Raw genomic sequence first — 25511 nt, 5'->3', positions numbered from 1 at the left:
CAACCAATCGCGGCGTGAACCAGTGGTTCGCCCGCGGTTCCCACAAGGGCGCTTTGCCGTATTTCCCCCTTTATCAAAGGGGGATAGAGGAGGATTTGTAAATTGACAAATCCACCCCCTTTCAGTCTGCGCTTGTTGGCTGCGCAGTCCTGCTCCGCCAAAAGTCCAGTCCATGCGTCCTGCATGGGCGTTCGCGGCGTTGCCGCTTACCCTGCTTCGCCTGAAAGTCCAGGGTTGCCCTGAACACTCTGTCATCCTGCATCGTGTTCCGGTCCAGGGAAACCATCCCTGGTCTCCCGCACATCGCTTCGCGATGTGCCCCTGGCAACCCGCTCGCTGCTGCGCAGCTCGCCCTTCTTTTTCAAAAGAGGGAGCCTGAGAAAAAAACGACGAGCTGTCACGGCGGAGACTGTCGCTCCAACCATAAGAGCGAAGCTCATTGTGGGAGCGGTCGTCCCGACCGCGATTCCAAAAATTCGAATTCATTGCGGCAGGGCGAACGCAATCACGTAATCGCCACGCTTGCCGAAGCCGTCGCCATGCCCGCTGGCGGCAATCACCACGTACTGGCGACCATTCACGCTGTAAGTCATGGGCGTGGCCTGGCCACCGGCCGGCAGCTTGTGCTGCCACAGCATTTTGCCGGTATTCAAGTCAAAGGCGCGGATGTCCTGATCCATGGTGGCGGCGATGAAAATCACTCCGCCGGCGGTCACGATCGGTCCGCCGATGTTGGGTACGCCCAGGTTCCAGTGATTGAGCACGGCATTGCCGAGCGGCACTTGCCATTTAATTGCGCCGGTCCGCATATCCACTGCCGCCAGCTCACCCCACGGCGGTTTGACACAAGGAATGCCGAGCGGCGACAGCAGCACTCGGCGACGCATGCCGTAAGGCGTGCCGGTCATGCGCGCGAATTCCCAGCCGTCGTATTTACCGGAATCGGCTTCGGCCTTGAGTTGATCGCGGGGAATCAGGGCATATTCCCACGGCAGATTCATGGTGTTGACCACGGCCAGCTGATGTACGGGGTCGAAGGCCATGCCGCCCCACTCGACGCCGCCGGCGTTGCCCGGCTGTTCAATCGTAGTTTTCAATCCGGGCGGCGTGAAGATGCCCTCGGAGCGGTATTGCTCGATCAGCTTGCGGCACTTGCCCTCATCCCAGAATGTCAGGCCCCAGGCGTCGCTCGGAGTCACCGGGCCCTGGCGTGCGAGTGGTGCGGGTAACACGGGAAACGGCTGGGTCCTGGACAACACTTCGCCCGCCGCGCCGTCCTGCGGCACGGGTTTCTCCACGATGGGGAAAATCGGCGCGCCGGTTTCGCGGTTGAAGGTGAACAACATGCCGGTCTTGGTGGCTTCGATGACTGCCGGTACGCGTTGACCATCGTGGTTCAGGTCCACCAATGTCGGCTGCGCCACGGTGTCGTAGTCCCAGAGATCGTGATGCACCAACTGGTAGCCCCACACCAACTTCCCGGTGTCGGCGTTGAGTGCAACCACGGAATTCGCCCAGCGGTTGTCGCCGGGCCGTTCGCCGCCGTACACGTCCGGGCTGGGCGAGCCCGTGGGCACGAACACCAGATGCCGTTCGGGATCCACCGAAAGCGGCGGCCAGGCATTGGCCGCGCCGGTGAGCTTTGCGGCCTCGGGCGCCCACTCCTTGTACACGGGGTTCGACGGGTCGCGCGGAATCGGGTCCCAGCCCCACAGGTATTGGCCCGTGCGTGCGTCATAGGCACGCACCGTGCCGTACTCCAACGCCACACCGCGGTTGTCGCCTATGGAGGAACCGAAAATGAGCTTGCTGTCCAGAATCACGGGCGGCGAAGTCACGAGATAGTTGCGGTAGCGGCTGCCGGTTTCGTACGTGGAACGAATCCCGTGCAGGAGATCGAGGATGCCGTGGTCGGCAAAATCCGCACAGGGTTTTCCGGTGCTGGCATCCAACGCCACGATGCGGCTGTCGAGCGTGGGCGCGAAGATGCGTGCGTGACAGGGCGCGTTTGACGACGACTGCCCGTCCACCCACAGGGTCACGCCGCGCGAAGCCGCGTCGGAATACCAGAGTTTGCTGACGTTGGTGTCGTAGCGCCAGCGCAATTTGCCGGTGGCTGCGCTGACCGCGACCACATTGGTTTCGCTCGTGGTGAGGAAGAGCGTGCCCTCATAGAGAATGGGCGTCGCCTCGAAAGTCATGTGTGATTTCCACTCGTCATCGGGGAAGCCGGCGCCGGTGTCACCGGTGCGGAAAGTCCACGCCACTTTCAGGTCTTTGACATTAGCCGGGGTGATCTGGGCCGCGGTTGAATAGCGCGTACCTCCCGCATCGCCGCCGTAATAGCTCCAGCCGACGTCGGGCGCTGGCGACACACTCACTTGGCTGCGGCCGCAGCCGGCCAACACCAGGACTAATGGCAGACTCAACAAAACGTAGCGGGAAATTATGCGCATGGCTCGCCTCCTCACCAGGTGGCACGCAAATTAGGCTGCAGAGCGAGCGTCTGCAACGTCAAAGGTGACAAGCGGCAGCCGCTCGGGCCGAGCGGCGTCGGTGGAGTGATGAATTCCGCTCAGGAGTCAAAAAGCTGTGGCAGGCGGCTGCGGTAGCGGCGGCTGAAATTCACGAAACTGCCGTCTTTCAGCAGGATGCGGTAATCGCCGCTGTCCCAGGGCTGGATTTCGCGGATGCGATCCAGGTTCACGATGTGGCCGCGGTGCACGCGCGCGAAGCGCTTGGGATCCAGACGCTTTTCCAGTGAGGCCAGCGATTCGCGCAACGGATAGCTCGCACCCTGGGCGTGGATGGTGACGTAGTTGCCGTCGGATTCGATGCGGTCAATTTCCGCGGTATTCAGAATGAACTCGCGGTTGAGTTTTCTCACCACCAGCCGTTCAACGCCACCAGTGGCCGTGGGTACAGGCGCCGGCGCGAGGCGGCTTTCCAGCCACAGACGATACACGCGGAATGCGTACAGCGCGGCCAGAATCATCCAATAAGTGACGAAATCCTTGCGGTATTCATAAATCCAGTTGCCGAGCGGCGCGCCGAACTCGTAGTGCCGGCCGGCGGCTGTATAGGCAAGCTCGCGCAATGCCACCATGCCGCTTACGTGAATGATTGAAAAGGGTAAGGTGGCCAAGAGATGCGACGGCAACGCCCATTTCCACGAGCGCACCGAGATCAGCACGCGGCTGTTGAACCAAGCAATCACCGGAATCAGCGCCCAAATGAGTATGGCACTTGAAAATTCCCAGACCACCGGTTCCCAAGGAGAAAGGACTATGCCGTCGCTGGCCTTGTTGGCAAGCGCGGTGAAGACATTGACCGTGGCAAAGGCCACCACCAAAACAACGAAAAAGGCGATCTGCCAGCCGCGCACCCGCCGGCTTATGACCAACTCCGGCAGCCTGTCCGACTCCTCCGTCATGCGATGCGCCTCAAACCAGCCACTGCGGGCCGGCTATCTTATTCCCGCGCCAAGTCCTTTGGACAGCCGCGCCTGCCGGTTCAACCTGACGCATGGGGTGTTTTGTGCTAGCTTGCGGCTGACTTCAGGAGGATTCCCCATGCGCAAACATCCCATCAGTTCCATTCTGGCCGGTGCGCTGCTCACACTGCTTACGATTCCAGCGTTCGCGGCCCTGCAACCGGGGGCAGCGGCACCGGATTTCACCGCCACCGCCAGCCTGGCAGGCAAGGATTTCACCTTTGCCCTCAAGCAGGCTCTCGCCAAGGGACCGGTGGTCGTTTACTTCTATCCCGCGGCCTTCACCAAGGGCTGTGACCTCGAAGCCCACACCTTCTCGACGCACGCGGAGCAGTTCACCGCGGCGGGCGCTTCCATCATCGGCGTGTCGGCGGATTCCATCACACGGCTCAATGCGTTTTCATCCGACCCGGAATACTGCGCAGGCAAATTTGCGGTGGCTTCGGACCCGGACGGCAAGATTGCGGCCGATTACGACCTGAAGATGATCCCGCCTCAGAAGGGAGTCGTGGACGTGCGTGGCGACACCGTAACCCACGGCTTCTTCCCGCGCACCACATTCGTCATTGACCGCGAGGGGAAAGTGGTCGCGACGTTATCGTCGCAAGCCGATCACCTGACGCCCGACGAACACGTGACCCGGTCGCTGGCAATCGTGGAACACCTGCACAAAGCCAAGGGACGCTGAGCCGCCGGTTTGCGGCGTGACCGCTGCGAGCTGAACTGACAGTCGGCTGACGGCCGGCCGCACCTGGGTGCGGCCGGCTCGTCTCTCAGTATTTCAACGCCTCGAGTCCTGCGTTCTGCAAAGCCGCGCTGGCTTGCGGCACATCCGTCAGCTGCAACTGGCGCCATTGCTGCATCACCGGCGCGAGCAGCTTCTGTTGTTCCGCAAACCCGCTGCGCATGTCCTTTGTGGGTGCGGCATCCGCACTTTCCACCGCCCGCGCCAAGGTGGCGAACGCGTTATCCAGGTACGTCAGGTTGTTGAGATTCGCAGGCGGCACGCCCACCGAATTGTCCGGGTTGACGGGCGCGATGCCGCCGATGGCATCCAGCTTGGCAGTCAGCGCGGCCACCTGAGCCGCCAGATTGCCGCTGACTTTGTCTTTCACCCCTGCGAGTTGCGTGAGTAGCGAACCTACCGCGTGACTGGCTTCGGCTACTTGCACACGCGTGCTTTCAATGCGCCGCGCAAATTCGAATTGCTGCTTGAGCTCACGGGTATTGACCTTTACGCGCGGATCTTCCCTGACGACCAGCGGCTGACTGTAGGTCTTGCCGTTCACTGTGAGCTTCAGCGTGTAGGTTCCGGGCACCGCCCACAGTCCGCCGCCACCGAAGCCGAAGGGATTTTTGAGCGCTGCCGGCTGCGCGTAGCGCAAATCCCAGACAAAGCGGTGCACACCGGCGCTCGCTGACAGCGGCGTAGGCTGCGGAATCCACTGCGGCGTGGTTTCGATTCTGGAAAGATCGATATTTGGCCGCGGCGTGGCGCTGCTGAAATGCTGCACCTGATTACCGAGGACATCGTAGATATCCAGGGTTACCGGAGCCACGCTGTCATTTTTCAGGTAGTAATCAATGTAGGCGCCCAGCGGCGGATTGGGTGCGTGCGCTTCGTCAGCGGGCAGCGGCGTACCTACGAAACCGGCCGGCAGTACCCGATAGGCGAGCGCCGGCTTGAACAGCCAGGCACTGCTGCTCGCCACCGGATCGGTGAGTTGCCGCAGCGCAGACACGTCGTCCATGATCCAGAAGGCGCGGCCGTGCGTGGCGATCACCAGATCGGCGCCGTGCACGTCAATGTCGCGCACCGAAGTCACCGGCAGATTCTGCTGCAGCGACTGCCAATGCGCGCCGTCGTCGAATGACACGTACACGCCCATCTCGGTACCGGCGTACAACAGGCCACGCTTCACCGGATCCTCGCGCACCACGTTCACAAAGTGGCCGGCGGGAATGCCGTTGACAATCAACTGCCAAGACTTGCCGTAATCATGCGTGGCATAAATGTACGGCTGGTAATCGTCGAGGCGGTGGCGGTCAATCGCCGCATAGGCGGTGCCGGGGCTGAAATGACCGGCCTCGAGGATGCCGACCTTCGACCAAGGTGTGAGTGCTGACGGCGTGACATTCGACCAGTGCTTGCCGCCGTCGCGCGTGAGCCAGATGAGGCCGTCATCGGTGCCGGCCCAGAGCAGGTTTTTCTTTAGCGGCGAGGGCGCCAGCGCGTAGACCACGCCGCGGCGCGGACCCAGCACGGCGCTGTCTTTGGCGGTAACCGGATCGAGCGTGGCCGGCACCGTGAGCGTGTCACGCGTCAGGTCGCCGCTGATCTTGTCCCAATGCGCGCCGCCATCCGTGGTGCGGAACACATACTGGTTTCCGAAATACAGCGCCTGTTTGTCGGCCTGTGAAAACACCAGCGGCATGGTCCACACTTGGCGGTAAATGCCGGGATAGGCGAGCGCCGGGCCGACGCTGCGGGTCTGCCCAGTGGCCAGGTTGAGCTGGTCCACGCCGCCGCCGTAGTCGCTGCCGTACACCAGATCGGGATTGAGCGGATCCACGGCGATGTAGCCGCTTTCGCCGCCGGCGGTGATCTCACGAAAGTTCATCATGTTGATGCCGTCGGTGTCCCGGCCGCGGCTCGGTACCGAGGCCGCGCCGGAGTCCTGCTGTGCGCCGTACACCCAGTACGGGAATCGGGTGTCGGTGGTCACGTGATACATCTGGCCGATGGGTTGATTGAACCACGAGCTCCAGGTCTGTCCGCCGTTGAGGGTGATGATCACCCCTTGATCCACGCCCGCGATCATGTGCGCGGAGTTGTCCGGATCGATCCACAGGCTGTGATAGTCGTCGCCGGTGGGGTCGCCCTTGAAGGGTAGAAAATTTTTGCCGCCGTCAGTGGATTTATAGAGCACGGTGTCACTGACATACACGATGTCGGCGTTCTTCGGGTCCACACTTACGCCGCCGAAATACCAGCCGCGCTGCCAAATGCGCCGGTCGCTGGAGATATGCGTCCAGTTCGTGCCGCCGTCGGTGGACTTGTACAAGCCGCCTTCTTTGGCATCCACCAGCGCATACACGGTTTGCGGATCGCTGGCGGCAACCGCGAGGCCGATGCGGCCTACACCCGCGCTCGGGAATCCCTGGCCGGTGATCTGCGTCCAATGGGCACCGCCGTCGTGGGAAACATACAGGCCACTGCCCGGTCCGTTGGACGGGGGATACACGTTCCACGGCGGCCGGCGCGTCTGCCAGAGTGACGCATAAATCGTCTGGTCGTCGGCACCGAACGCCAGGTCAATGGCGCCGGTGTTGTTATTCTTGTACAGCACCTTCTGCCAAGTCTGCCCGCCGTCGGTCGTCTTGAACACGCCGCGCTCGGTGTTCGGTCCGTACGCGTGGCCGAGCGCTGCCACGTACACCACGTTGGCGTTTTTCGGATCCACCAATACCTTGCCGATCTGCATCGTGTCGGTGAGTCCGATGTGGCTCCAGGTCTTGCCGCCGTCGGTGCTCTTGTACATGCCGTTGCCGTAGCCGATGTCGGAGCGCATGTCGGCCTCACCCGAACCGACGTAAATCACTTGGGAATCCGACGGCGCTACTGCGATTGCGCCGATGGAACCAACCGGCTCGTTGTCGAAAATCGGCTCCCAAGTGCGGCCTGCATCGTTGGTCTGCCACACGCCGCCGTCTACGGAACCAAAATAGAAATGGTTGGACTGGCCGGGTATGCCGGCCACCGCCAGCACGCGGCCGGAACGGTAGGGCCCGATCAAGCGCCAGTGCAGGTTGGAATACAGGCCGGGATCAAATCCGGCCGCCTGTGCGGCCACGGCGAGGAACAACAGGGGGGCGGCAAAAACCCAGAGGCGCAGGCGCATGGTGCGGTTCCTTAATTAGTCGGGGTGCGGATGCCGGTTTAAGACCGGCGCGGGGGCGTTAAGTTTAGCCGCATTGGCCGGGCCAGGCTGACAAAATTTTACCGATTCCGGATAGACAGGCCTTGACAACTATTCTATCCTTCCACAATAATGGAAGAATGGAAACACAAACTGCCATGGCGGCGCTCACCGGACTCGCCCACGACACGCGCCTGGCGCTGTTCCGCCTGCTGGTGCCCGCCGGCGACAAGGGTCTCGCGGCGGGCGATCTCGGCGCACGGCTCAAGCTCCCGCCCGCCACGTTGTCCTTTCATCTCAAGGAACTGCGCCACGCGGGCCTTGTGAGCCAGCGCCGCCAGGGCCGCGCTATCTACTACGCCGCGGACTACGCCGCCATGGACGCGCTCATCGCCTATCTCACGGAAAACTGCTGCCAAGGCGCCAGTTGCGCGCCAGACCCGGCCTCGCCACGCCCGCACAAGACCCGGAGCCGCCGTGCTTGAGCGCGACATTCCAGTATCCCTGTCCGCCATGGCGGCGCTTTACCGCGCCCTGTGGCGGCGGCTGGTTGCATTGTCGTTTCCCCACAGGAGCATTGCCATGAACCGTCTGCATGTCCACGTCGCCGTCCGCAACCTCGCGGAGTCCGTCCGCTACTACTCGACGCTGTTTGGTGCCGAGCCCACGGTGCGCAAGGACGAGTACGCCAAGTGGATGCTGGAAGACCCGCGCGTCAACTTCGCCATTTCCGCCCGCGGTCGCGCGCCGGGCGTGGACCACCTCGGCATCCAGGTGGAGGAGTCGGAGCAACTCGCGGCCATCACCGCCAGACTGAGCACGGCGGAGAATGCTACCCATCAGGAAAGCGACGCGCACTGCTGCTATGCGCGCTCCGACAAGACTTGGAGCACCGATCCCTCCGGCATCCGCTGGGAGAGTTTCCATACCCACGGCGAAATCACCACCTATGGCCTGGACACGGTCGCGGCCGGGACCAAATCTGCTTGCGGTTGCGGCATGTGAGCGCGCCGCCTCGCCTCTCAACCCACCATACAATTCAGCGCGCACTTGCATGAACGCTTTTTGGACCGGCGTCCTGGCCGGTTACGGCATCGCGATTCCCGTCGGGGCGATCGCGATATTGATCCTGGAAACTGGCCTGCGCGAGGGATTCGCGCGGGGATTTTTCGCGGGCGCCGGCGCCGCCAGTGCGGATTTCCTGTACGCAGCCGTGGCGGTGGCGGCCGGCAGCGCGGCGGCCGTAGCGGTTGCTTCATTCGCGCTGCCGCTGAAAATCGCCAGCGGTCTGGTGTTACTCGCGCTGGGCGGCTACGGCATGTGGAAAGTCTTCAAACCAAAATCCACGGGTAACAGTTCGGCAAACGTAAATAACCACGGCAGCACTTATTTTCAGTTCTTGGGACTCACGCTGCTCAATCCCATGACCATCGTGTATTTCGCCGCGCTCATTCTCGGTGGCAGCGCCGGCGCGCGGGCGGGCGTGACCGCGGCAGTCCTGTTCGTGCTGGGCGCCGGGCTCGCATCGCTTTCCTGGCAAACATTGTTGGCGGCGTGCGCTTCACTGTTGAAAAAGCGCCTGCCCGCCGGCATGCAGCGACTGTTCAGTCTCGCCGGCAATCTTGTTGTCGCCGCGTTTGGTGTCGGGATTCTGCTGCGTTTGGCGGTGTAAGCACGGGCCGGCGCTCAAGGCGACAGGCGTTTCCCCGGTTCCGTTTGAACGGTCATTGCAGGAATTGACGCTTCCTGTGGCAGAGGCTTTTGCGCGGTCTCTTCGCCGAGCCAGGCGCTGAGCACCGCACCGGCAACGCCGATGAGGGCGAAGATCAGCATCAGCCAGGCTATGCCGATGACATGCTGCACCAGCGGCAGCAGAAACACCGCGAGCAGCGCGCCCGCGCGCGACACTGCGGTCGCCAGGCCGTGGGCGGAAGCACGCAGGTCAGTCGGGAAGAGTTCCACCGGAAACACCCAGCAGGTGTTACTCGGGCCATAGCTGACGGCGACTTGCCACAGCAACAGTCCCGCCGCCAGCACGGCAAGCGGCGGCGGACCGTGCAGCGCGAACACCCAGATCAGCAGCAGGCCGACGACCGAGCCCACGAAGCCGATGACCTGCGCACGCAAGCGGCCCACGTGTTCGATGGTCTCAGCGAGTAAAGCCGTGCCGATGATCGCCACCACATCGAGCAGCGTGTTGCCGATGACCGATTGCACATTGGTACGCAGGCCAAGCCCCAACAGCAGCAGCGGCGCGTAGATGCCGAAGCTGTAGCCCATGATGTCGAACAGGAACCAGGGCAGGGTGATGAACAACGTGCGCCGTATATAGGTGCGCGCGAACAGGGTGCGCCAGGCTGCACGCGGCGTTTGGCGACGGTGTTGCTGCGCTTCGATGAGCGCTCGCTTTTCTGTTTCGTTGAGCGCTGGCACCAGTTGCCCCAGTACCGCTACGGCTTCGGTGACACGGCCGCGGCGCAGATACCAGCGCGGCGACTCAGGCAGGTTCTTGCGCAGCCACAGGATGCCGAGCGCGGGAATCGCGCCGGAAGCCAGCATGAAGCGCCAGGCGTGTTCGCCGAGCGGCAGGAGCGCGAGGCCCACGGCGCTCGACACCGCTGCGCCGCCCATCCACAGCGCGAACACCCACACGGTGATGCGGCCGCGGCGTGCGCGCGGCAGAAACTCGACCAGATAAGTGGCGGAGACCGGATAGTCGGCGCCCACGCCCACGCCCAGCACAAAGCGCAGTGCAACCAGCGAGGCAATGTCCCAGGCAAAACCGGAAGCCAGTGCGGCCACCAGAAACGTCGCCATGTCCAGAAGATAAATCGCCTTGCGGCCATAGCGGTCGGCGAGCGGTCCGCCAATGAGTCCGCCGAGCAGCGCACCGGCAAGCGCTGCGCCGCCCAACAATCCGGTTTGCAGCGGACCCAGCTGCCACTGCGGTTTCAGCAGGATGAGCGCAATGGCGATAATCGAAAGATCATAGCCGTCCAGAAAAATGCCGAGTCCCGCCGCCCAGGCGGAACGCCGGTGGACACGCCCGATGCGCGCCTCGTCCAGGCTGTCAAGAATCCCCTGCACGTGGATTTATTCCGGATGATTTCGAGCGAACAGCATGCCACAAGCTCATCCAGCGCGCGGACATGCTTGAAATCTGGCGCTGTTCGCGACTATCCGGCAAACTAGTTGGGCTGCCATGCCAGCGCTGAGAAAATCGGGACTATCGTGAACGAAACCGCCATCAACCCGAATGAATTCAACTCCGACGAATGGCTGAACACGCTGACCCATTTCGTGGGTCTGCTGCTGACGGTCGGCGCGGTGCCTGTGCTCATCATGCTGGCGGCGCTCTACGGCAATGCACGCGAGGTTACAACCTTCAGCATCTTCGGCGCTGCGCTCATATTCACCTACCTGAGTTCCTCGCTGTATCACTACGTGGAACCCGGCGCGTGGAAACGCATCCTGCGGCGTCTGGATCATCTGGCAATCTACTTGCTGATCGCCGGTACCTATACGCCTTTCGTGATCGTGGGTCTCGGCGGCGCTTGGGGCTGGAGTCTGTTTGGTGTGCTCTGGGGATTGGCGCTAATTGGCATCGTGGCAAAACTGAGTTTCGGTCACCGCTACGAGCTGGTCTCCACCATTGCCTACGTGATCATGGGCTGGATTGGACTCATAGCCATCGTGCCGCTGGCTGAACATCTGCCGCGGCCTTCGCTGGTTCTGGTATTGGCGGGCGGCGGATCTTACACCGTCGGCGCGTTGTTCTATGCTTGGGACAGGCTGCGCTTCAACCACGCCATCTGGCATGTATTTTGTCTCGGCGGCAGCGTGCTGCAGTTCACGGCGGCATTCTTCCTACTGGGGACGTAACTCGATGCGTGCTCGTTGCACGCAATTTCTGACAGAAATCCCCACGCAACGTGGGGATTTCTGTCTGGCGCGCCCGGCGGTGTGCGGCCGGTGTCTTCCAACAAACAGGCTTGGTGGCTATTTGTTCCGGCCGAACGCCCGGACAGGAAGTCCGGGCCGGTAAGCGCGTCAGGGATGACTCCGTGAGCGTGAAGTGGATGAATTTGGCGCGCCCGGCGAGATTACTCCGGGCACCTGCCCTCCGCCCTTCGGGCCATCGCCGCTGCGCGGCGCTGTTCAAAATCGCTCTAGTCTCGGCTTTCCCTGCCTCGCCAAGAACCCGGAGTTTGTCATCCTGACAAACTCGTTCGGCGCATGCGCCGAACCCCGGCGATTTTGTCGAACCCCGCTGATTGGGTGTCGTGGGTTCGCATCCGCATTGAAAATCGCCAGACAAAAAAACCGCGCATGGCGGGTTTTTTGTCTGGCGCGCCCGGCGGGATTCGAACCCACGACCTCTGGCTTCGGAGGCCAGCACTCTATCCAGCTGAGCTACGGGCGCAATCTCTTTTAAACCATCAGCGGTAATAACCATCCCTGGTGGGCCCCGCCAGCCGCGACGTCGTGTCGCGGCGCTCGGCCGGAGCGAAATGCCACTGGCATTTCGCATGAAGACACCGGCCGAGCCCAGCTGAGCTACGGGCGCGTAATCATTTCAAACTATCTGTGGTATCACCCATCCATGGTAGTCCCGCCAGCCCAGCCATCCATGGCTGGGCGTTCGCCGGGACGAAACTACGTTTCGTCTGAAAGCCCCGGCTCACCCCGCCGAGCTACGGGCGCGAAAAAACGGGCGGGAAGGATACCGCCAAGCAGCACAAGCGTCCAATGCCGCTCAGCAATTTCCTCCGGCTGGTCCCGCAGTTATATAATCCGCGCCTTGCAAGCCCGGTCGCCAATCGTCGGCCGAGCCAATCTTCAGCAGAGGACCCGCGGTGGACCATCAAGATCACCAGCAACTGCACGAACACAGCAAACGTCACGACCAGCATTTTTACGACTCCTTTCTGCTGGTGTTCGGGGTGCTGGCGCTGTTCGCCATCTGCGTGTACTGGATTGCCATGTCGGTCGCCAATAAGTCGCCGGGGTCCTATGACCTGGGCGGCGCGATGCAGGAAAAGCTCATTGACCAGCGCCTCGCGCCCATCGGCGACGTGCGGATCGCAGGCAATGCCAACACCCAGACAGAATCCCCGGCGCCGGCTCCTGCCGCTGGTGCAGCGTCTGTCTCCGAAAGTGGCAAGCAAATCTGGGAAGGCACCTGCTCCGCCTGCCATCAGGCAGGCGTGCTCGGAGCGCCAAAGATCGGTGACAAAGCCGAATGGGCACCCCATCTCGCCAAGGGCTTGCCCGTACTGGAGCAGCACGCCCTGCATGGTTTCCTGCAGATGCCCGCCAAAGGCGGAAACCCTTCGCTCACTGACGCCCAGGTGATCAAGGCGCTGGAGTACATGATCAGCCAGAGCGGCGGCGCGGATCTGATACACAAGTAAACCGCGATCTACCGTTGATACCCACAGCCGCTCCCTGAGCGGCTTTTTTGTTGGTAATACTGGCTTGACAGGTTTGAGCGTTAGCCTATACTAACCGTCAGTGCATACTAACCTACAACTCAAGCTGCAGGTGCTGGGTGACCCCACGCGCAGGGCGATCTTCGAGCGCCTGGCTCACGGTCCCCTGGCGGTGGTGGACATTGCCGACGGCCTGCCGGTGACCCGCCCGGCTGTGTCCCAGCACCTGAAGGTGCTGAAGGAGGCAGGCTTGGTAACCAATGAACGCGCGGCCAACCGCAATCTGTATCAGCTGAACCCCGCAGGCGTGGCCGCGCTGCGGGATTACCTCGACCAGTTTTGGCAGCAATCCCTGCAAACATTCAAAAAAACCGCGGAAAAATCCTTCAAGGAGAAAACCAAGTGAACCAGCCCATGACCGAAACGACGGCCATCCCGTCCGTGCGTCACACCGTCATCGTGGAAGCGCCGCGCGCGCACGCATTCGACGTGTTCACCCGCGGTCTCGACACTTGGTGGTTCCGCGACCACCACATCGGCAAGGAACCCCTGCAAGAGGCCGTGATGGAGCCGCGCGCCGGCGGGCGCGTGTACGAGCGCGGCATCCACGGGGCGGAATGCGACTGGGGCCGGGTGCTGGTGTGGGAACCGCCTGCGCGCCTCGTGGTGTCTTGGCAGATACAACACGACTGGGGGTTCGATCCCAACCCCGCGCACGGCAGCGAATACGAGGTCCGCTTCGTCGCAGAAACCGCGACGCGCACGCGCGTGGAATTCGAACATCGCAACTTTGAACGTCACGGGGCGCGCGGCCAGGCGATGCACGACGCCGTGACAAAAGGCTGGGCCAAATTGCTTGCAGCTTACGCTCGGACTGCCAGCAAGACCTGACTGCGTGCGTCAATCTCAGACCACAATTCAAACTGGAGAACCTGTATGGCCGAGATCCTGCATCTCATCAAAATCAATGCCGCGCCCAAAATGGCGTATCAGGCTATTTCCACGGTCGAAGGCATCCGCAACTGGTGGACACGCGACGCCGACCTTGACGCGAAGGTCGGCGGCAACGGTGAGTTCCGCTTCGCCAATGGCAAGCGCATCACCAAAGTACGGATCGAGGAACTTCAGCCATCCAGCCGCGTGGTGTGGAAGGCATTGTCCGCCCCGATACCCACTTGGGCAGGTACGACCATCCGTTTTGAACTGCGCGCCGAAGATGATGGCGGCACGCTCGTGCACTTTGCGCATAGCGGCTTCAAGGATGCGGACGACCTGTTTGCCTATTCGGCCACCGCCTGGGGTTATTTCATAGTCAGCCTGAAGCAGTACCTGGAGACCGGCAAGGGCATGCCACATCCGGATGATGTGTTTTCGCGCAAGCCTGCCGCCTGAATGCAGTTTTTACTTCGAGGAGAGAATGATGACTCGCAGACTGGTTTCTCTGGCGCTTGCCTTAACGGGCCTGCTGATCGCGCTCGGCGCCTTTGGCCACAGTTTTATGGGGCGCAAGACTTTGGACATGGGACTCGCGCGCGTAGTGCTCGATGCGCACACCGACAAGCTGATTTACCTGGTGTGGTATTTCTGCGGCGGCTGCATGCTGGTATTTGGTCTGCTGGTAATCGCCAGCGCCTGGCGGGGCTGGCGCGGCGAAAACCGCTGGCTGCCCGTCGCGGGCCTCATCGGCAGCTTCTACCTGTTAACCGGCGTGCTTGCGCTCGCCTACATGCGGGAGCCTTTCTGGAGCGTGTTCGTAATCCTGGGCGGACTGACACTGATTTTTTCGTTCGCGCTGCGGAAAGCCTGACCCGTTGCGCGCGAATCAACGCGCGGTCGGCTGGCGATCCAGCAGGCGATAGCCGATGGCTTCGGCCACGTGCGTAGTTTGTACTGCGTCACTTGCGGCCAGATCCGCGATGGTGCGCGCGGTCTTGAGGATGCGGTGGTAGGCGCGCGCGGAAAGCCCGAGGCGTTCGGTGGCGCGCTCCAGCAAATCGAGTCCCTGGCCGTCGGGCGCACAGAAATGTCCGGTTTCACGCGGCGTGAGCCGCGCGTTGGGCTTGCCACAGCGTTGCAATTGACGGTTGCGCGCCGCCAAGACCCGCGCCGCCACCGCGGTGCTCGGCTCGCCATCGGGCGGTGTGTCCGGCCTGAGTGCCTCGCGCGGCGGGCGCGGCACCTCCACGTGCAGGTCAATGCGATCCAGCAGCGGCCCTGAAATGCGCGCGCGATAGCGCTGCACCTGCTCCTCGGTGCAGCGGCAACGGCCCGAGTTATCTCCCAAGTAACCGCAGGGGCATGGATTCATGGCGGCGATCAACTGGAAGCGCGCCGGAAATTCCGCCTGGTGCGCCGCGCGCGATACCACGACTTGGCCGGTCTCCAGCGGTTCGCGCAGCACTTCGAGCACGTGGCGGTCGAATTCCGGCAGCTCATCGAGAAACAGCACGCCGTGATGGGCGAGCGAGATTTCGCCCGGGCGCGGCACCGAGCCGCCGCCCACCAAGGCCACACCGGACGCAGTGTGGTGCGGTGCGCGATACGGCCGTTGGCGCCAGCTCCTGGCGCTGAACCCGCTGTCGCTGATCGAGGCAATGGCCGCGGTCTGCAGCGCCTCTTCTTCGCTCATGGGTGGCAGGATGCCCGGCAGGCGCTGCGCCAGCATGCTCTTGCCGGTACCGGGCGGCCCGATGAACAGGAGCGAGTGGCCGCCGGCGGAGGCGATTTCCAGCGCGCGTTTGGCCCGATGCTGGCCGCGTACCTCGGCGAGATCATCGTATTGCGGCGCGTGAGCGACCAGCGCAGATACATGCGGACGCAAACGCTGCGCCCCGGTCAGATGCGCACACACGTCGAGCAGATGGCGTGCTCCATGCACCGTGACGCCGGACACCAATGCGGCCTCGTCGGCATTGTCGCAGGGCAGCATCAGGCTGCGGCCGGCGGCGCGCGTCTTGAGTGCCGCGGGCAATACACCGCGCACCGGCTTGAGTTCGCCGGAGAGCGACAGTTCACCCAGAAATTCCACGTCGCGGGAAACTTCCAACGGCAGCTGGCCGGAGGCGGCCAGGACGCCGAGCGCAATCGGCAGGTCAAACCGCCCGCCTTCTTTCGGCAGGTCGGCGGGCGCGAGATTCACGGTGATGCGGCGCGCGGGAAAATCGAAGCGTGAATTGAGCAGGGCGCTGCGCACCCGATCGCGGGACTCGCGCACCGCGGCTTCCGGCAGGCCCACGATGGCAAACGCCGGCAGGCCCATCGAAAGATGCGCCTCCACGGTGACTTCGGGAGCGTCAATGCCTACCAGAGCACGACTGAATATGCGGGCCAGCATCCTTGCCGATTCCTTCCCTGATGCGGCGATTACTTTTTCCTTGTAGCCGGGGCCGCGCGGCTTTCAAACTCGGCTTCCAGTTCCTGCAGGCGCGCGGCCAGTTCCTCGAGGCGCTCACGGGTACGCGACAGTACCGCGGCCTGCACGTCGAATTCCTCGCGCGTCACCAGATCGAGTTTGGCGAATACGCTCTGCAGCACCGCACGGAAGTTCCTTTCCGCATCTGCCTTGAAGTCGCGCAGGCCCGCCGGCACGCTGTCGGCGAGTTTCCGCGCGAGGTCGTCGAGTATCTTGGGATCCAGCGCCATGCCTGCTACCTTGCCGCTCGCAGTTCGCAGCCAGTATATACCGCACCCCGCTCCGCGTGCGGGAGGGGGTGCTAGACTGATAGCGGGCTTTCCAAACTGGGGCGGGCGGCAGCATGAAAATGGTGAGTGCGGTCATCAAACCCTTCAAGCTCGACGACGTGCGCGAGGCACTCTCCGACATCGGCGCACAGGGCATCACCGTAACCGAGGTTAAGGGTTTCGGCCGGCAAAAGGGCCACACTGAACTTTACCGCGGCGCCGAATACGTGGTGGATTTCCTGCCCAAGGTGAAGATCGAGCTGGCAGTACCGGACGATCTGCTGGAACGCGCCGTCGAAGCTATCAGTCATGCCGCCAAGACCGGCAAGATCGGCGATGGCAAGATTTTCGTTTATGACCTGGAACAGGCGGTACGCATCCGCACCGGCGAAACCGACGCCCAGGCCCTGTGAGGATGGCATGATGAAACCCCATAGTCTGATTTTGCTGGTGGCCACGCTCATCACGACGGCGGCATTGGCCCAAGGCGCCGTCTACAAATGGGTAGACAAGAGCGGCAACGTGCATTACAGCTCGGTGCCGCCGAACTCCACGCTTGCGCCCACAGCCATCGTCAATTCCGCCGACGAGTTTGCACCTGCCGCGCGCAGCGCGCCGTCGGCTGCGTCCGCGGTCGCGGCCCTCACCACCATCAAGGGCGATGATTCCCCCGCCTGCAAGACTGCGCGTGAAACTCTGGCGAAATACATGAGCGCCAGCTATCTGTACACCCTGGGAAAAGACGGCAAACAGCAAAAGCTTGACGCGCAGCAGCAGGCCGCTGCGATCGCGCAAGCCAGAAACACCGTGACCCAGGCCTGCGCATCGCAGACCTCGCCGCCATGAACGTGAAATATCTGCTGCCGGCCCTGATTGTGCCTGCCGTCCTGGTATTCGCCGTGGCCCAGGCACAGCAGGTTTATCGCTGGGTGGACGCACAGGGCAACGTGCATTATTCGCAGACACCGCCGCCCTCGGCCGCCACCAAAGCCAAGCTAATCGAAGTTGCACCGCCGCCGCCCGATCCCACCGGGGTGGCGCAGCAGCAGCAGCTGGTCAAATCGGTGGCGGCGGCCGATGCTGCACAACAGAAGGCGGCGCAGGAAGCCGCACAGGCCGCGGCCAAAAAGGCCCAACAGCAGCAGGCCTGCGACGCCGCACGCAAGCAGTTACAGGCCTACATGGACACCCATCGGGTCATCACCAACTCGACGAGCGCCAGCCCCGCGTATTACACCGGGGACGATCTGGTGAAACTCCGCGAGCAGACGCAGCAACAGGTAGACAAAGCCTGTGCCGGCACTTGAATGCGGAGCCCGGCATAGCGCCATCCGATCTGTATTTGACCATCCCCGACCTCTTTAATATTGCACACGCTTGCCGTACGCTTGCGCGGTTTTTTCCGACCGCCAGCGGTATCCGACGCCCATGAGCAACCAGCCGATCGAAGACGCCCGCGAAATTTTCAATGTGCTGCGCTGGGGCGACGGCTACTTCGACATCAATGACCAGGGGCACCTGGTGGTATTCCCCACGCGCAAGCGCGAGGACGGCTGCGTGGACCTGCACCGGCTGGCCACCGAGGTCGGCAAGTGGAATCTAAACCTGCCGGTGCTGTTCCGCTTCGGCGACATCTTGCGCGATCGCGTGGACCGGCTGTGCAACGCCTTCGCCAAGGCCATGGAATACCACGAGTACAAGGCCGGCTATACCGCGGTCTATCCCATCAAGGTCAACCAGCAGCGCGCGGTGGTCGAGGACATTCTCCGGCACGGCGAGGGCCGCGTGGGTCTCGAAGCCGGCAGCAAACCGGAATTGCTGGCGGTGCTGGCGCTCGCGCCACCCGGCGCCACCATAGTGTGTAACGGCTACAAGGACCGCGAATACCTGCGCCTAGCGCTCATCGGCCAGCAACTCGGTCACAAGGTTTACATCGTCATCGAAAAATTGAACGAACTGGACCTGCTGCTCAAGGAAGCGGCCGAGATGCGCGTCAAACCCACGCTCGGCGTGCGCGTGCGCCTGACCAGCACCGGGCGCGGCAAGTGGGAGCACACCGGCGGCGAGAAATCCAAGTTCGGCCTGTCGGCCGGACAGATTCTGGAAGCCGTGGAGCGGCTCCGGACCGCGGGCATGCTCAACTGCCTGCAGCTGCTGCATTTCCATCTGGGCTCGCAGATCGCCAACATCCGCGACGTGCAGCGCGGCATGCTCGAAGCCGGCCGCTGTTTCGCGGAACTCGCGGAACTGGGTGTGGGCGTGCGTATCCTGGACGTGGGCGGGGGACTCGGCGTGGACTACGAAGGCACGCGCTCGCGCAGCTCCTGCTCCATGAACTACAGCATGGAGCAGTATGCCAACACTATCGTGCGTTCGCTGTGGGAAATCTGCGAGGAATACGAGCTGCCGCACCCCGGCATCATCACCGAGTCGGGACGTGCCATTACCGCGCATCACGCGGTGCTCGTGACCGAAGTGGTGGACCGCGAGTCCATACCCGACAAGCCGCTCACCGCGCCCGACCCCGAGGATCCGCAGATCCTCATGGACCTGTGGGAGGATTACGAGAACACCGATGGCCGTTCGCTGCTCGAGGTCTATCAGGATGCGCTCTACTGGAACGGCGAGGCCCAGACGATGTACATCCACGGCGTGCTGACGCTCGAGCAGCGCGCGCGCGCCGAGCAGATTTACCATGCCACCTGTCGCAAGGTGCGTGACGGTCTCAAGCCCACCACGCGCGCGCACTCCGATGCGATATTCGAAATTGACGAGAAACTCGCGGACAAGTTCTTCTGCAATATGAGCGTGTTCCAGTCGGTGCCGGATGTCTGGGCCATTGATCAGGTGTTTCCCATCATGCCGGTGCACCGCCTCGAAGAGCCGCTCACGCGGCGCGCTGTCCTGCAGGACCTGACTTGTGACTCCGACGGCCGCATCGAACAGTACGTGGACGAGGAAGAACTCGAGGCCACCATGCCGGTGCACGCCATGCACAACGGCGAACCTTATTACCTGGGCTTTTTCATGGTGGGCGCTTACCAGGAAATCCTCGGCGACATGCACAACCTGTTCGGCGACACCGACTCGGTGAATGTCGAACTGGACGCCGCCAACGGCTACAAGCTGCTCAAGTCCGAACAGGGCGACACGGTCGAGGAAGTGCTGCGCTACGTGCACTTTGAACCCAGCGACCTGGTGGTGCGCTACCGCAGCAAGATTGACCTGGCCACGGCTCTTGATCCCTACCAGCGCGCCCAGTATCTGAAGGAACTGGAAGAAGGCCTCAAGGGCTACACCTATCTCGAGAAGTGAGGGGTAAGGAAGTGAGGCCGGGCGCTACGCGCCCTGTGAGGATGTTGACTCATCATTCCCGCATCCGCTCACATGCAACGAACCGCCTGACTTCCTCACAACCGCCCGCACTCGAAGCGTTTCGCACCGGTAACCAGAAATGCAATCGCCACCCCAAGCTCGCGCCTCGCTCTTCGCCAACCGCAACTTCACGCTGCTGTTCGGCGGCAGCTCGATTTCGGCGATCGGCGATCAATTCACGCTGGTGGCGCTGCCATGGCTGGTGCTGAAGCTCACCGGCAATCCCGCGGCGCTCGGCATCGTGCTGGCGGTGATGGCGTTTCCGCGCGCAGCCTTCATGCTCATCGGCGGCGCGGTCGTGGACCGGCGCTCGCCGCGGCGCGTGCTGCTCGAAGCGCGCGCCGCCAACGCCGCGTGCATCGTGATCCTGGCGGTGCTGGTACTGACCGGCGCCATCCACATGTGGATGATTTATCTGCTGGCGCTCGGCATCGGCCTGTCCACGGCGTTCGCCTATCCGGCGGGCACGGCCATCCTGCCGCAGCTCGTGGAGCTGCAGCAGTTGCGCTCGGCCAACGCGCTGTTCATGGGTATGCGTCAGTTGGCGTTGATCGTCGGGCCGGTGCTGGCCGGATTCGTGATCGCGCTCGGCGCGCATGCAGTGTCCGCGCAACACCTGCCGGACGCGCGCGGCATGGGTCTGGCGTTCAGCATCGATGCGGTCAGTTTTGTCGCGTCGCTGGTTTCATTGCTCATGATCCGTATCCGCGCTGATTTCCATCCGGCCGCGGCCCGCGGCGGCATGTTCGCCAGCGTGGCGGCCGGCCTGCACGGCGTGTGGAAGGATCTGCCGTTGCGCGCCTTCGTGCTGTACGTCGCCATCGTCTCCGTCTTCGTGGGCGGCCCGATCCAGGTGGGACTGCCGGTGCTGGCGGACACGCGTCTCAACATGGGCGCGGCCTCGCTCGGCATCCTCATGACCGCGAACGGTGTGGGCATGTTCGCCGGCAGTTTCCTGTCGGGAGTGGGCACCCGTCTGCTGCGCGGCCGCCTGGGCTTCATGGTGCTCGGCTTCGATGCGCTCTCCGGTCTGGCGGTCGCCGGCCTGACGCTCGTGCACGCGACCTACAGTGGTGCGGTATTGCTGCTGTGCGTCGGATTGCTCACCGGCATCGTGCAAATCGCGATATTTACCTGGATTCAGCAGCGCGTGCCGCAGGAACTGATGGGCCGCACCATGAGCATTTTGATATTTACCTTTATGGGGCTGGGGCCGATCTCAGCCGCGATCGCCGGGGCCCTGCTCAAGGTGATCTCGCTGGGCGCTTTGTTCGGCATCGCTGGCCTGGCGCTTACCGTGATTGCACTCTGCTGCCTGGCCAGCCGGCAATTGCGCGGTATCCGCGCCGTTGAGCCGCAGCCGGCAAAAACTGCCGGTACCTAGGAACGCATCCTTGGCCGCGGTTAAAACCCCGGGCGGCGAATCCCGAACTTCCGCGAATTGCCTGCCCCACATCCCTGGCTGATCGTGACGCGCATGGACCGCGACTCCAACAGCAGTGTGAAATTCCAGGACTCGGCGGCCGACCGACACATGGCCGAGGCGGCTTCCTTGTGGAGCTATCTCCCGCAGTTGTTGCGTTATCCGGTACGCGGTTATGCGTTGGGCGTGCTGGTGGTATTGGGCGCACTGCTCGCCCTGACGTTCCAGGCCGGCGTGTTCGGCTTGGCCATGCTCGCGCTACTGGCTTGCTGGCTGTGCTTCTATGCGCTCGAAGTGGTGGGCGATACAGCTTCGGGACATGCGCTACCGCCGCCGCTGGGCACCGAGGTTTTCAGTGAATTTGATTTCGGCAGCATCGGCCTGCTGCTGGCTTATCTGGTCTTTCTCGAAATGGTTCCGGCGTATTTCGCGGTGTTCCATCATCAGTCCGCGGCACGCTGGCTCGCGATTGTCATGCTGTTTTTCCTGCCGGCGTTCATCGCACTTTTGGCCATGGAAGACCGCTTCTGGCAAGCACTCAATCCGGTCAAGCTGGTGCTGTTTATTTGGCGAACGGGATTTGCCTATCTGATGATTTGCGCGGTCATGATCACGGCTCTTGCGATAGCCATCGTGCTTGGCCGGCATCTCGTCTCGGCACTGGCCTACATGCTGCTCCTTTACTGTCTGATTCTCGCCTGCCATACATTGGGCTTTGTCGCGTATCACCGCCAGGACCAGCTCGGGCTGAGCGTGGCAACAGACAAACCCACACAGGAGACACGCCAAACCGAAGCGCGGCAGGCTGCGCTCAATCGCCTGCTGCAAAACATTGACCGCCTGGCAGCGCAAAACCATGCCCACGCGGCGGCCGTGCTGGTGCTCGCGCCTGCCGTAACGCCGCTACAGGCACGGGTTTTCCACGAGCAACTTTTCGAGGCGCTGCGCGCACGCCGGCATATGGCGCTGGCCCTGCTCGCCGGCGCGAAACTCATGGAAGTACTGCTGGAGGAAATGCGGCGCGAACGCGCGCTGGATATTTACGAACAATGCCTGGATATTGCCTGGCGTTTCGAGCCGCGCAGGCTGGCACACGGCGTCCCGCTCGCCGAAACCGCGCTGCAAATCCGGCGCTTCGGCCTGTTCGAAAAAATTGTCGCCGGAATCAGCGCTCGCCACCCGGGCACGGACATCACCATTTCCTTGCAATTCCTGAGCGCACGCTACCTGGCCGAGATCCGCAAAGACGATGCGGCGGCGCTGGCGGCACTCCAACCGCTGCTGGCTGCGCGGGCGCATCCCTGGCACACGCGCATCACGGCGCTGCATCGCGTGCTCGATAATTCGTCACTGATGTCTTGATACCATCGTCTGACCAAAGAGCGGCCTCAGCAATTGATGTTTCCAGCAGACCCGGGGAGTACGCATCCATGAAAGTGGGATTTATCGGTCTCGGTGCCATGGGCTATCCCATGGCGCTCAATCTGCACAGGGCGAAATTGCTCACCGCAGTATTCAACCGCACAGGCGCGAAGGCTGAGGCACTGGCGCAGGAAACCGGCTGTGTTGCGGCGCAAGACATCAGCGCACTGGCCGGATTGTGCGACGCCGTGGTGATTTGCGTCGCGGCTGATCAGGACGTGCTGCAAGTCATAGACGCGCTGGCCGCAACACTCAAGCCGGGGAGCCTGGTGATTGACTGCTCCACGGTGAGCGCCGCGACTGCGCGTGAAGCCGCCGCGCGTCTTTCCAAACGCAAAATTGATTTTGTCGACTGCCCGGTTTCCGGCGGCACTGAGGGCGCGAAGCACGCCATGCTCGCCATCATGTGCGGCGGCAAGGAAAAACCTTTCCAACGTGCACAGCCAATTCTGAAAGCACTCGGCAAGCGCATTGTGCTCATGGGCCCGGTGGGCGCCGGCCAGGCCACCAAGGCGGTGAACCAGATTGCCGTGGCCGGCATCGCCCAAGCGGTCACCGAAGCTCTGGCCTTTGCGGAAGCCGAAGGTTTGCCGTTAGACAAAGTAATTGACGTGGTCGGCAGCGGCGCGGCCGGTTCATGGTTCATGGCGCACCGTGGCCCCACGATGAGGGAGGGCCGCTACCCGCTGGGCTTCAAGGTCAGCCTGCATGACAAAGACCTGGGCATCGTGCAGCAGATGGCCGTGGCGCACGGTGTGCAGTTGCCGGTGGTGGAAATGACGCGCGTACATTACCGACGCCTCATGCAGGACGGACACGGGGACGAGGACATTTCGGCCTTGTTCCGTCTCAAGCGCCAACTGTTCGGGCACTGAGCCGGGCGCGCTGGCCGCACGGCGCAAACCTGCCGGTACCCTTGCCGGCCGCAGCGGAACCGCCGACACTGGTGTACATGGCTAAAGCCGAATACGCCCGACGCGCAACCGACGAGTTTTTCCTGCCGGATTTCTGCTCCGCGCCGGTGGTATTGATCGTGGTGCTGATCGCCGAACTCACCGCCTTCGTGCTGGTGGTGGCGCGCAACCTGCCGGGCGAGGGTCCGGCCCTGTGGCTGGACCTGGCGCGCATTTCGCTGTTTTTACAATGGATCGCACTCACCAGCGCCGGGGTGCTGTGCGCCACACGCAAGTACCTGCGGCGTATGCCGCTGCGTCACGCCGCCGGCGTAAGTTTTATCCTGCTGCTCATCACCACCGGAGTGCTGAGCGAAGTGGCTTTCGAGCTCGCACGCTATACCGGCATCGGCCAGGGTTTCCTGCCCGGCAGTCATGGCGGTTTCCTGTTGCGCAACCTCATCATCTGCGCCATCGTCAGCGTGCTGGTGCTGCGCTATTTCTACGTGCAACATCAGTGGAAAGCCAACGTGCAGCGCGAGGCGCGCGCACGCATCGAGGTGCTGCAGTCGCGCATCCGCCCGCATTTCCTGTTCAACAGCATGAACACCATCGCGGCCCTGATTCGCAGCACCCCGGACCTGGCGGAACGCACCATCGAGGATCTCTCCGATCTGTTTCGCGCCAGCCTCAAGCAGACCAGCCCGATGGTGCCACTGAGCGACGAGCTGGCCATAACGCGCCAGTACCTGGGCATCGAGGAATTGCGTCTGGGCGAGCGTCTCAAGGTCAACTGGCAGATTGACGCGTTGCCCGTGGATGCGAACGTGCCGCAATTGATGCTGCAGCCGCTGCTGGAAAACGCCATCTATCACGGCATCGAGCCCCAGCCGCACGGCGGCAGCGTGGACGTGGTCGGCCGTTTCGAGGCCAGGACCCTGAACATCCTGATCAGCAACCCGCTGCCGCCCGAGGGCGCCCCGCGGCGGCGCGGCAACCGGATTGCGCTCGACAACGTGCGCCAGCGGCTGGCGCTGGCCTGGCCGGACCATGCCACGCTTGACGCCCAGGCGGTCGATGGCGTGTATCGTGTGCACCTGAGTTTCCCCTACGAGAGCCATACCCCATGAAAGTGCTGGTAGTGGACGACGAGTTGCCGGCGCGCACCCGGCTCAAGGAACTGCTGGCTGCAATCCCCGACTGTGAAGTCGCAGGCGAAGCGGCCGACGGCCGCGAGGCCCTGCAGATGTGGGAGGCCAAGCAGCCGGACGTGCTGCTACTCGACATCCGCATGCCGGTAATGGACGGGCTGGAAACCGCGCGCCATCTTGCCGCGCAGGACAATCCGCCGGCGGTGATCTTCACCACCGCGTATGACGAATTCGCGGTGGATGCTTTCGACACCCATGCCATTGCTTACCTGTTGAAACCGGTGCGCCAGGAAAAGCTGGCCGGCGCCCTGGCGCGCGCCCAACGCCTGAACCGCATGCAACTGACGCGCGTCACCACCGAGACCCGGACCGCGAACGTGCGCCAGCATATCTGCGCGCGCCTGCGCGAGCGCCTGCACGTGGTGCCGGTGGAACACGTTCAATGTTTCATCGCCGACCAGAAATACGTCACGGTCTGTCACACCGAAGGCGAACTGCTCATTGATGAATCCCTCAAGGACCTGGAAACCGAGTTCGGCGAGCGTTTCCTGCGTGTGCACCGCAACGCGCTGGTGGCGCTCAAATATGTGCAGAGCCTGGACAAGAGCGACGACGGACACTTTCTCATCCGCCTGCGTGGGCGCGAACAGCCCGTTGAAGTCAGCCGCCGGTTGGTGGCCACGGTGCGCGCGCGCCTGCGCGGCCGGCTCTGAATCCGCGC

The 25511-nt window shown here is 62.8% G+C and carries 25 protein-coding genes and 1 tRNA gene; 19 read left to right on the top strand and 7 right to left on the bottom strand.

Annotated features, from left to right (window positions below; genetic code table 11):
• Window positions 1-482: 482 nt before the first annotated feature.
• Window positions 483-2456 carry a pyrroloquinoline quinone-dependent dehydrogenase gene (locus VJR90_09365; GenBank protein HKV97683.1) on the bottom strand — a complete coding sequence of 658 codons (1974 nt, stop codon included), beginning with the start codon at window positions 2454-2456 and terminating at the stop codon, window positions 483-485.
• A 119-nt stretch (window positions 2457-2575) separates the two neighbouring features.
• Window positions 2576-3433, bottom strand: a complete 858-nt coding sequence (locus VJR90_09360) for a LytTR family DNA-binding domain-containing protein (protein ID HKV97682.1) — start codon at window positions 3431-3433, stop codon at window positions 2576-2578.
• Window positions 3434-3572: 139 nt separating this feature from the next.
• On the opposite strand from VJR90_09360, the gene VJR90_09355 reads away from it, so the two are divergent.
• Window positions 3573-4181 (top strand): peroxiredoxin, encoded by a 609-nt coding sequence (locus VJR90_09355; GenBank protein ID HKV97681.1) that lies wholly within the window; start codon window positions 3573-3575, stop codon window positions 4179-4181.
• 85 nt (window positions 4182-4266) lie between these two features.
• Here VJR90_09355 and VJR90_09350 read toward each other — a convergent pair whose 3' ends face one another.
• Window positions 4267-7395, bottom strand: a complete 3129-nt coding sequence (locus VJR90_09350) for a hypothetical protein (GenBank protein ID HKV97680.1) — start codon at window positions 7393-7395, stop codon at window positions 4267-4269.
• Window positions 7396-7553: 158 nt separating this feature from the next.
• On the opposite strand from VJR90_09350, the gene VJR90_09345 reads away from it, so the two are divergent.
• From VJR90_09345 to VJR90_09335, 3 genes are all read left to right on the top strand, one after another.
• Window positions 7554-7898 (top strand): metalloregulator ArsR/SmtB family transcription factor, encoded by a 345-nt coding sequence (locus VJR90_09345; protein ID HKV97679.1) that lies wholly within the window; start codon window positions 7554-7556, stop codon window positions 7896-7898.
• 97 nt (window positions 7899-7995) lie between these two features.
• A complete protein-coding gene (locus tag VJR90_09340) occupies window positions 7996-8418 on the top strand; it encodes an ArsI/CadI family heavy metal resistance metalloenzyme (protein ID HKV97678.1) in 423 nt (140 codons plus the stop codon).
• A gap of 49 nt (window positions 8419-8467) precedes the next feature.
• Window positions 8468-9085: a LysE family transporter gene (locus VJR90_09335; GenBank protein HKV97677.1), complete on the top strand. Its 618-nt coding sequence runs from the start codon at window positions 8468-8470 to the stop codon at window positions 9083-9085.
• 14 nt (window positions 9086-9099) lie between these two features.
• Here the strand turns inward: VJR90_09335 and VJR90_09330 are convergent, their stop codons facing one another.
• Entirely contained in the window at window positions 9100-10500 is a 1401-nt protein-coding gene (locus tag VJR90_09330) for an MFS transporter (GenBank protein ID HKV97676.1), read from the bottom strand.
• 144 nt (window positions 10501-10644) lie between these two features.
• Between VJR90_09330 and VJR90_09325 the strand changes: the two genes are divergently transcribed.
• A complete protein-coding gene (locus VJR90_09325; GenBank protein ID HKV97675.1) occupies window positions 10645-11295 on the top strand; it encodes a hemolysin III family protein in 651 nt (216 codons plus the stop codon).
• Window positions 11296-11759: 464 nt separating this feature from the next.
• Here VJR90_09325 and VJR90_09320 read toward each other — a convergent pair.
• Window positions 11760-11836: transfer RNA gene (locus tag VJR90_09320), tRNA-Arg, on the bottom strand.
• A 433-nt stretch (window positions 11837-12269) separates the two neighbouring features.
• Between VJR90_09320 and VJR90_09315 the strand changes: the two genes are divergently transcribed.
• From VJR90_09315 to VJR90_09295, 5 genes are all read left to right on the top strand, one after another.
• Window positions 12270-12827: a c-type cytochrome gene (locus VJR90_09315; protein HKV97674.1), complete on the top strand. Its 558-nt coding sequence runs from the start codon at window positions 12270-12272 to the stop codon at window positions 12825-12827.
• A gap of 100 nt (window positions 12828-12927) precedes the next feature.
• Window positions 12928-13251, top strand: a complete 324-nt coding sequence (locus tag VJR90_09310) for a metalloregulator ArsR/SmtB family transcription factor (GenBank protein HKV97673.1) — start codon at window positions 12928-12930, stop codon at window positions 13249-13251.
• Between the two features lie 8 nt (window positions 13252-13259).
• Entirely contained in the window at window positions 13260-13736 is a 477-nt protein-coding gene (locus VJR90_09305) for an SRPBCC family protein (GenBank protein HKV97672.1), read from the top strand.
• 45 nt (window positions 13737-13781) lie between these two features.
• Entirely contained in the window at window positions 13782-14237 is a 456-nt protein-coding gene (locus VJR90_09300) for an SRPBCC domain-containing protein (protein ID HKV97671.1), read from the top strand.
• 28 nt (window positions 14238-14265) lie between these two features.
• A complete protein-coding gene (locus VJR90_09295) occupies window positions 14266-14652 on the top strand; it encodes a hypothetical protein (GenBank protein ID HKV97670.1) in 387 nt (128 codons plus the stop codon).
• 15 nt (window positions 14653-14667) lie between these two features.
• On the opposite strand, the gene VJR90_09290 is transcribed toward VJR90_09295, so the two are convergent.
• Together VJR90_09290 and VJR90_09285 are read right to left on the bottom strand one after the other, a co-directional pair.
• Complete coding sequence (locus VJR90_09290) at window positions 14668-16179, bottom strand: YifB family Mg chelatase-like AAA ATPase (GenBank protein HKV97669.1); 1512 nt, start codon at window positions 16177-16179, stop codon at window positions 14668-14670.
• A gap of 29 nt (window positions 16180-16208) precedes the next feature.
• Entirely contained in the window at window positions 16209-16487 is a 279-nt protein-coding gene (locus VJR90_09285) for an accessory factor UbiK family protein (GenBank protein ID HKV97668.1), read from the bottom strand.
• A gap of 113 nt (window positions 16488-16600) precedes the next feature.
• Between VJR90_09285 and glnK the strand changes: the two genes are divergently transcribed.
• The 9 genes from glnK to VJR90_09240 all read left to right on the top strand — a co-directional run bounded on the left by glnK (window position 16601) and on the right by VJR90_09240 (window position 25503).
• The gene (gene glnK, locus VJR90_09280; protein HKV97667.1) at window positions 16601-16939 is read left to right on the top strand and encodes a P-II family nitrogen regulator; all 339 of its coding nucleotides are present in this window, start codon (window positions 16601-16603) and stop codon (window positions 16937-16939) included.
• Window positions 16940-16946: 7 nt separating this feature from the next.
• The gene (locus VJR90_09275) at window positions 16947-17372 is read left to right on the top strand and encodes a DUF4124 domain-containing protein (GenBank protein HKV97666.1); all 426 of its coding nucleotides are present in this window, start codon (window positions 16947-16949) and stop codon (window positions 17370-17372) included.
• Window positions 17369-17833 (top strand): DUF4124 domain-containing protein, encoded by a 465-nt coding sequence (locus VJR90_09270; protein HKV97665.1) that lies wholly within the window; start codon window positions 17369-17371, stop codon window positions 17831-17833. Before VJR90_09275 ends, VJR90_09270 begins: the two co-directional genes overlap by 4 nt.
• Window positions 17834-17954: 121 nt before the next feature.
• The gene (gene speA / locus VJR90_09265) at window positions 17955-19841 is read left to right on the top strand and encodes a biosynthetic arginine decarboxylase (protein HKV97664.1); all 1887 of its coding nucleotides are present in this window, start codon (window positions 17955-17957) and stop codon (window positions 19839-19841) included.
• Between the two features lie 139 nt (window positions 19842-19980).
• Window positions 19981-21285 (top strand): MFS transporter, encoded by a 1305-nt coding sequence (locus tag VJR90_09260; GenBank protein ID HKV97663.1) that lies wholly within the window; start codon window positions 19981-19983, stop codon window positions 21283-21285.
• A gap of 57 nt (window positions 21286-21342) precedes the next feature.
• Window positions 21343-22686, top strand: coding sequence for a hypothetical protein (locus tag VJR90_09255; GenBank protein ID HKV97662.1), 1344 nt, complete (start codon window positions 21343-21345; stop codon window positions 22684-22686).
• A complete protein-coding gene (locus VJR90_09250; GenBank protein ID HKV97661.1) occupies window positions 22683-23621 on the top strand; it encodes an NAD(P)-dependent oxidoreductase in 939 nt (312 codons plus the stop codon). The genes VJR90_09255 and VJR90_09250 overlap by 4 nt, the downstream gene beginning before the upstream one ends.
• A 77-nt stretch (window positions 23622-23698) precedes the next feature.
• Window positions 23699-24769, top strand: a complete 1071-nt coding sequence (locus VJR90_09245; protein HKV97660.1) for a histidine kinase — start codon at window positions 23699-23701, stop codon at window positions 24767-24769.
• Window positions 24766-25503, top strand: coding sequence for a LytTR family DNA-binding domain-containing protein (locus tag VJR90_09240; protein HKV97659.1), 738 nt, complete (start codon window positions 24766-24768; stop codon window positions 25501-25503). The genes VJR90_09245 and VJR90_09240 overlap by 4 nt, the downstream gene beginning before the upstream one ends.
• Window positions 25504-25511: the final 8 nt, after the last annotated feature.

Source organism: Gammaproteobacteria bacterium, assembly GCA_035279405.1.
GTDB lineage: Bacteria > Pseudomonadota > Gammaproteobacteria > Natronospirales > REEB76 > REEB76.
This window is presented reverse-complemented; position numbering and strand designations above follow the sequence as displayed.

What these genes read in the sequence shown, in the direction of transcription:
- VJR90_09365 (HKV97683.1), bottom strand. Translation starts at nt 2,456, where the DNA reads ATGCGCATAATTTCCCGCTACGTTTTGTTGAGTCTGCCATTAGTCCTG.
- VJR90_09360 (HKV97682.1), bottom strand. Translation starts at nt 3,433, where the DNA reads ATGACGGAGGAGTCGGACAGGCTGCCGGAGTTGGTCATAAGCCGGCGG.
- VJR90_09355 (HKV97681.1), top strand. Translation starts at nt 3,573, where the DNA reads ATGCGCAAACATCCCATCAGTTCCATTCTGGCCGGTGCGCTGCTCACA.
- VJR90_09350 (HKV97680.1), bottom strand. Translation starts at nt 7,395, where the DNA reads ATGCGCCTGCGCCTCTGGGTTTTTGCCGCCCCCCTGTTGTTCCTCGCC.
- VJR90_09345 (HKV97679.1), top strand. Translation starts at nt 7,554, where the DNA reads ATGGAAACACAAACTGCCATGGCGGCGCTCACCGGACTCGCCCACGAC.
- VJR90_09340 (HKV97678.1), top strand. Translation starts at nt 7,996, where the DNA reads ATGAACCGTCTGCATGTCCACGTCGCCGTCCGCAACCTCGCGGAGTCC.
- VJR90_09335 (HKV97677.1), top strand. Translation starts at nt 8,468, where the DNA reads ATGAACGCTTTTTGGACCGGCGTCCTGGCCGGTTACGGCATCGCGATT.
- VJR90_09305 (HKV97672.1), top strand. Translation starts at nt 13,260, where the DNA reads ATGACCGAAACGACGGCCATCCCGTCCGTGCGTCACACCGTCATCGTG.
- VJR90_09300 (HKV97671.1), top strand. Translation starts at nt 13,782, where the DNA reads ATGGCCGAGATCCTGCATCTCATCAAAATCAATGCCGCGCCCAAAATG.
- VJR90_09295 (HKV97670.1), top strand. Translation starts at nt 14,266, where the DNA reads ATGACTCGCAGACTGGTTTCTCTGGCGCTTGCCTTAACGGGCCTGCTG.
- VJR90_09290 (HKV97669.1), bottom strand. Translation starts at nt 16,179, where the DNA reads ATGCTGGCCCGCATATTCAGTCGTGCTCTGGTAGGCATTGACGCTCCC.
- VJR90_09285 (HKV97668.1), bottom strand. Translation starts at nt 16,487, where the DNA reads ATGGCGCTGGATCCCAAGATACTCGACGACCTCGCGCGGAAACTCGCC.
- glnK (HKV97667.1), top strand. Translation starts at nt 16,601, where the DNA reads ATGAAAATGGTGAGTGCGGTCATCAAACCCTTCAAGCTCGACGACGTG.
- VJR90_09275 (HKV97666.1), top strand. Translation starts at nt 16,947, where the DNA reads ATGATGAAACCCCATAGTCTGATTTTGCTGGTGGCCACGCTCATCACG.
- VJR90_09270 (HKV97665.1), top strand. Translation starts at nt 17,369, where the DNA reads ATGAACGTGAAATATCTGCTGCCGGCCCTGATTGTGCCTGCCGTCCTG.
- speA (HKV97664.1), top strand. Translation starts at nt 17,955, where the DNA reads ATGAGCAACCAGCCGATCGAAGACGCCCGCGAAATTTTCAATGTGCTG.
- VJR90_09260 (HKV97663.1), top strand. Translation starts at nt 19,981, where the DNA reads ATGCAATCGCCACCCCAAGCTCGCGCCTCGCTCTTCGCCAACCGCAAC.
- VJR90_09245 (HKV97660.1), top strand. Translation starts at nt 23,699, where the DNA reads ATGGCTAAAGCCGAATACGCCCGACGCGCAACCGACGAGTTTTTCCTG.
- VJR90_09240 (HKV97659.1), top strand. Translation starts at nt 24,766, where the DNA reads ATGAAAGTGCTGGTAGTGGACGACGAGTTGCCGGCGCGCACCCGGCTC.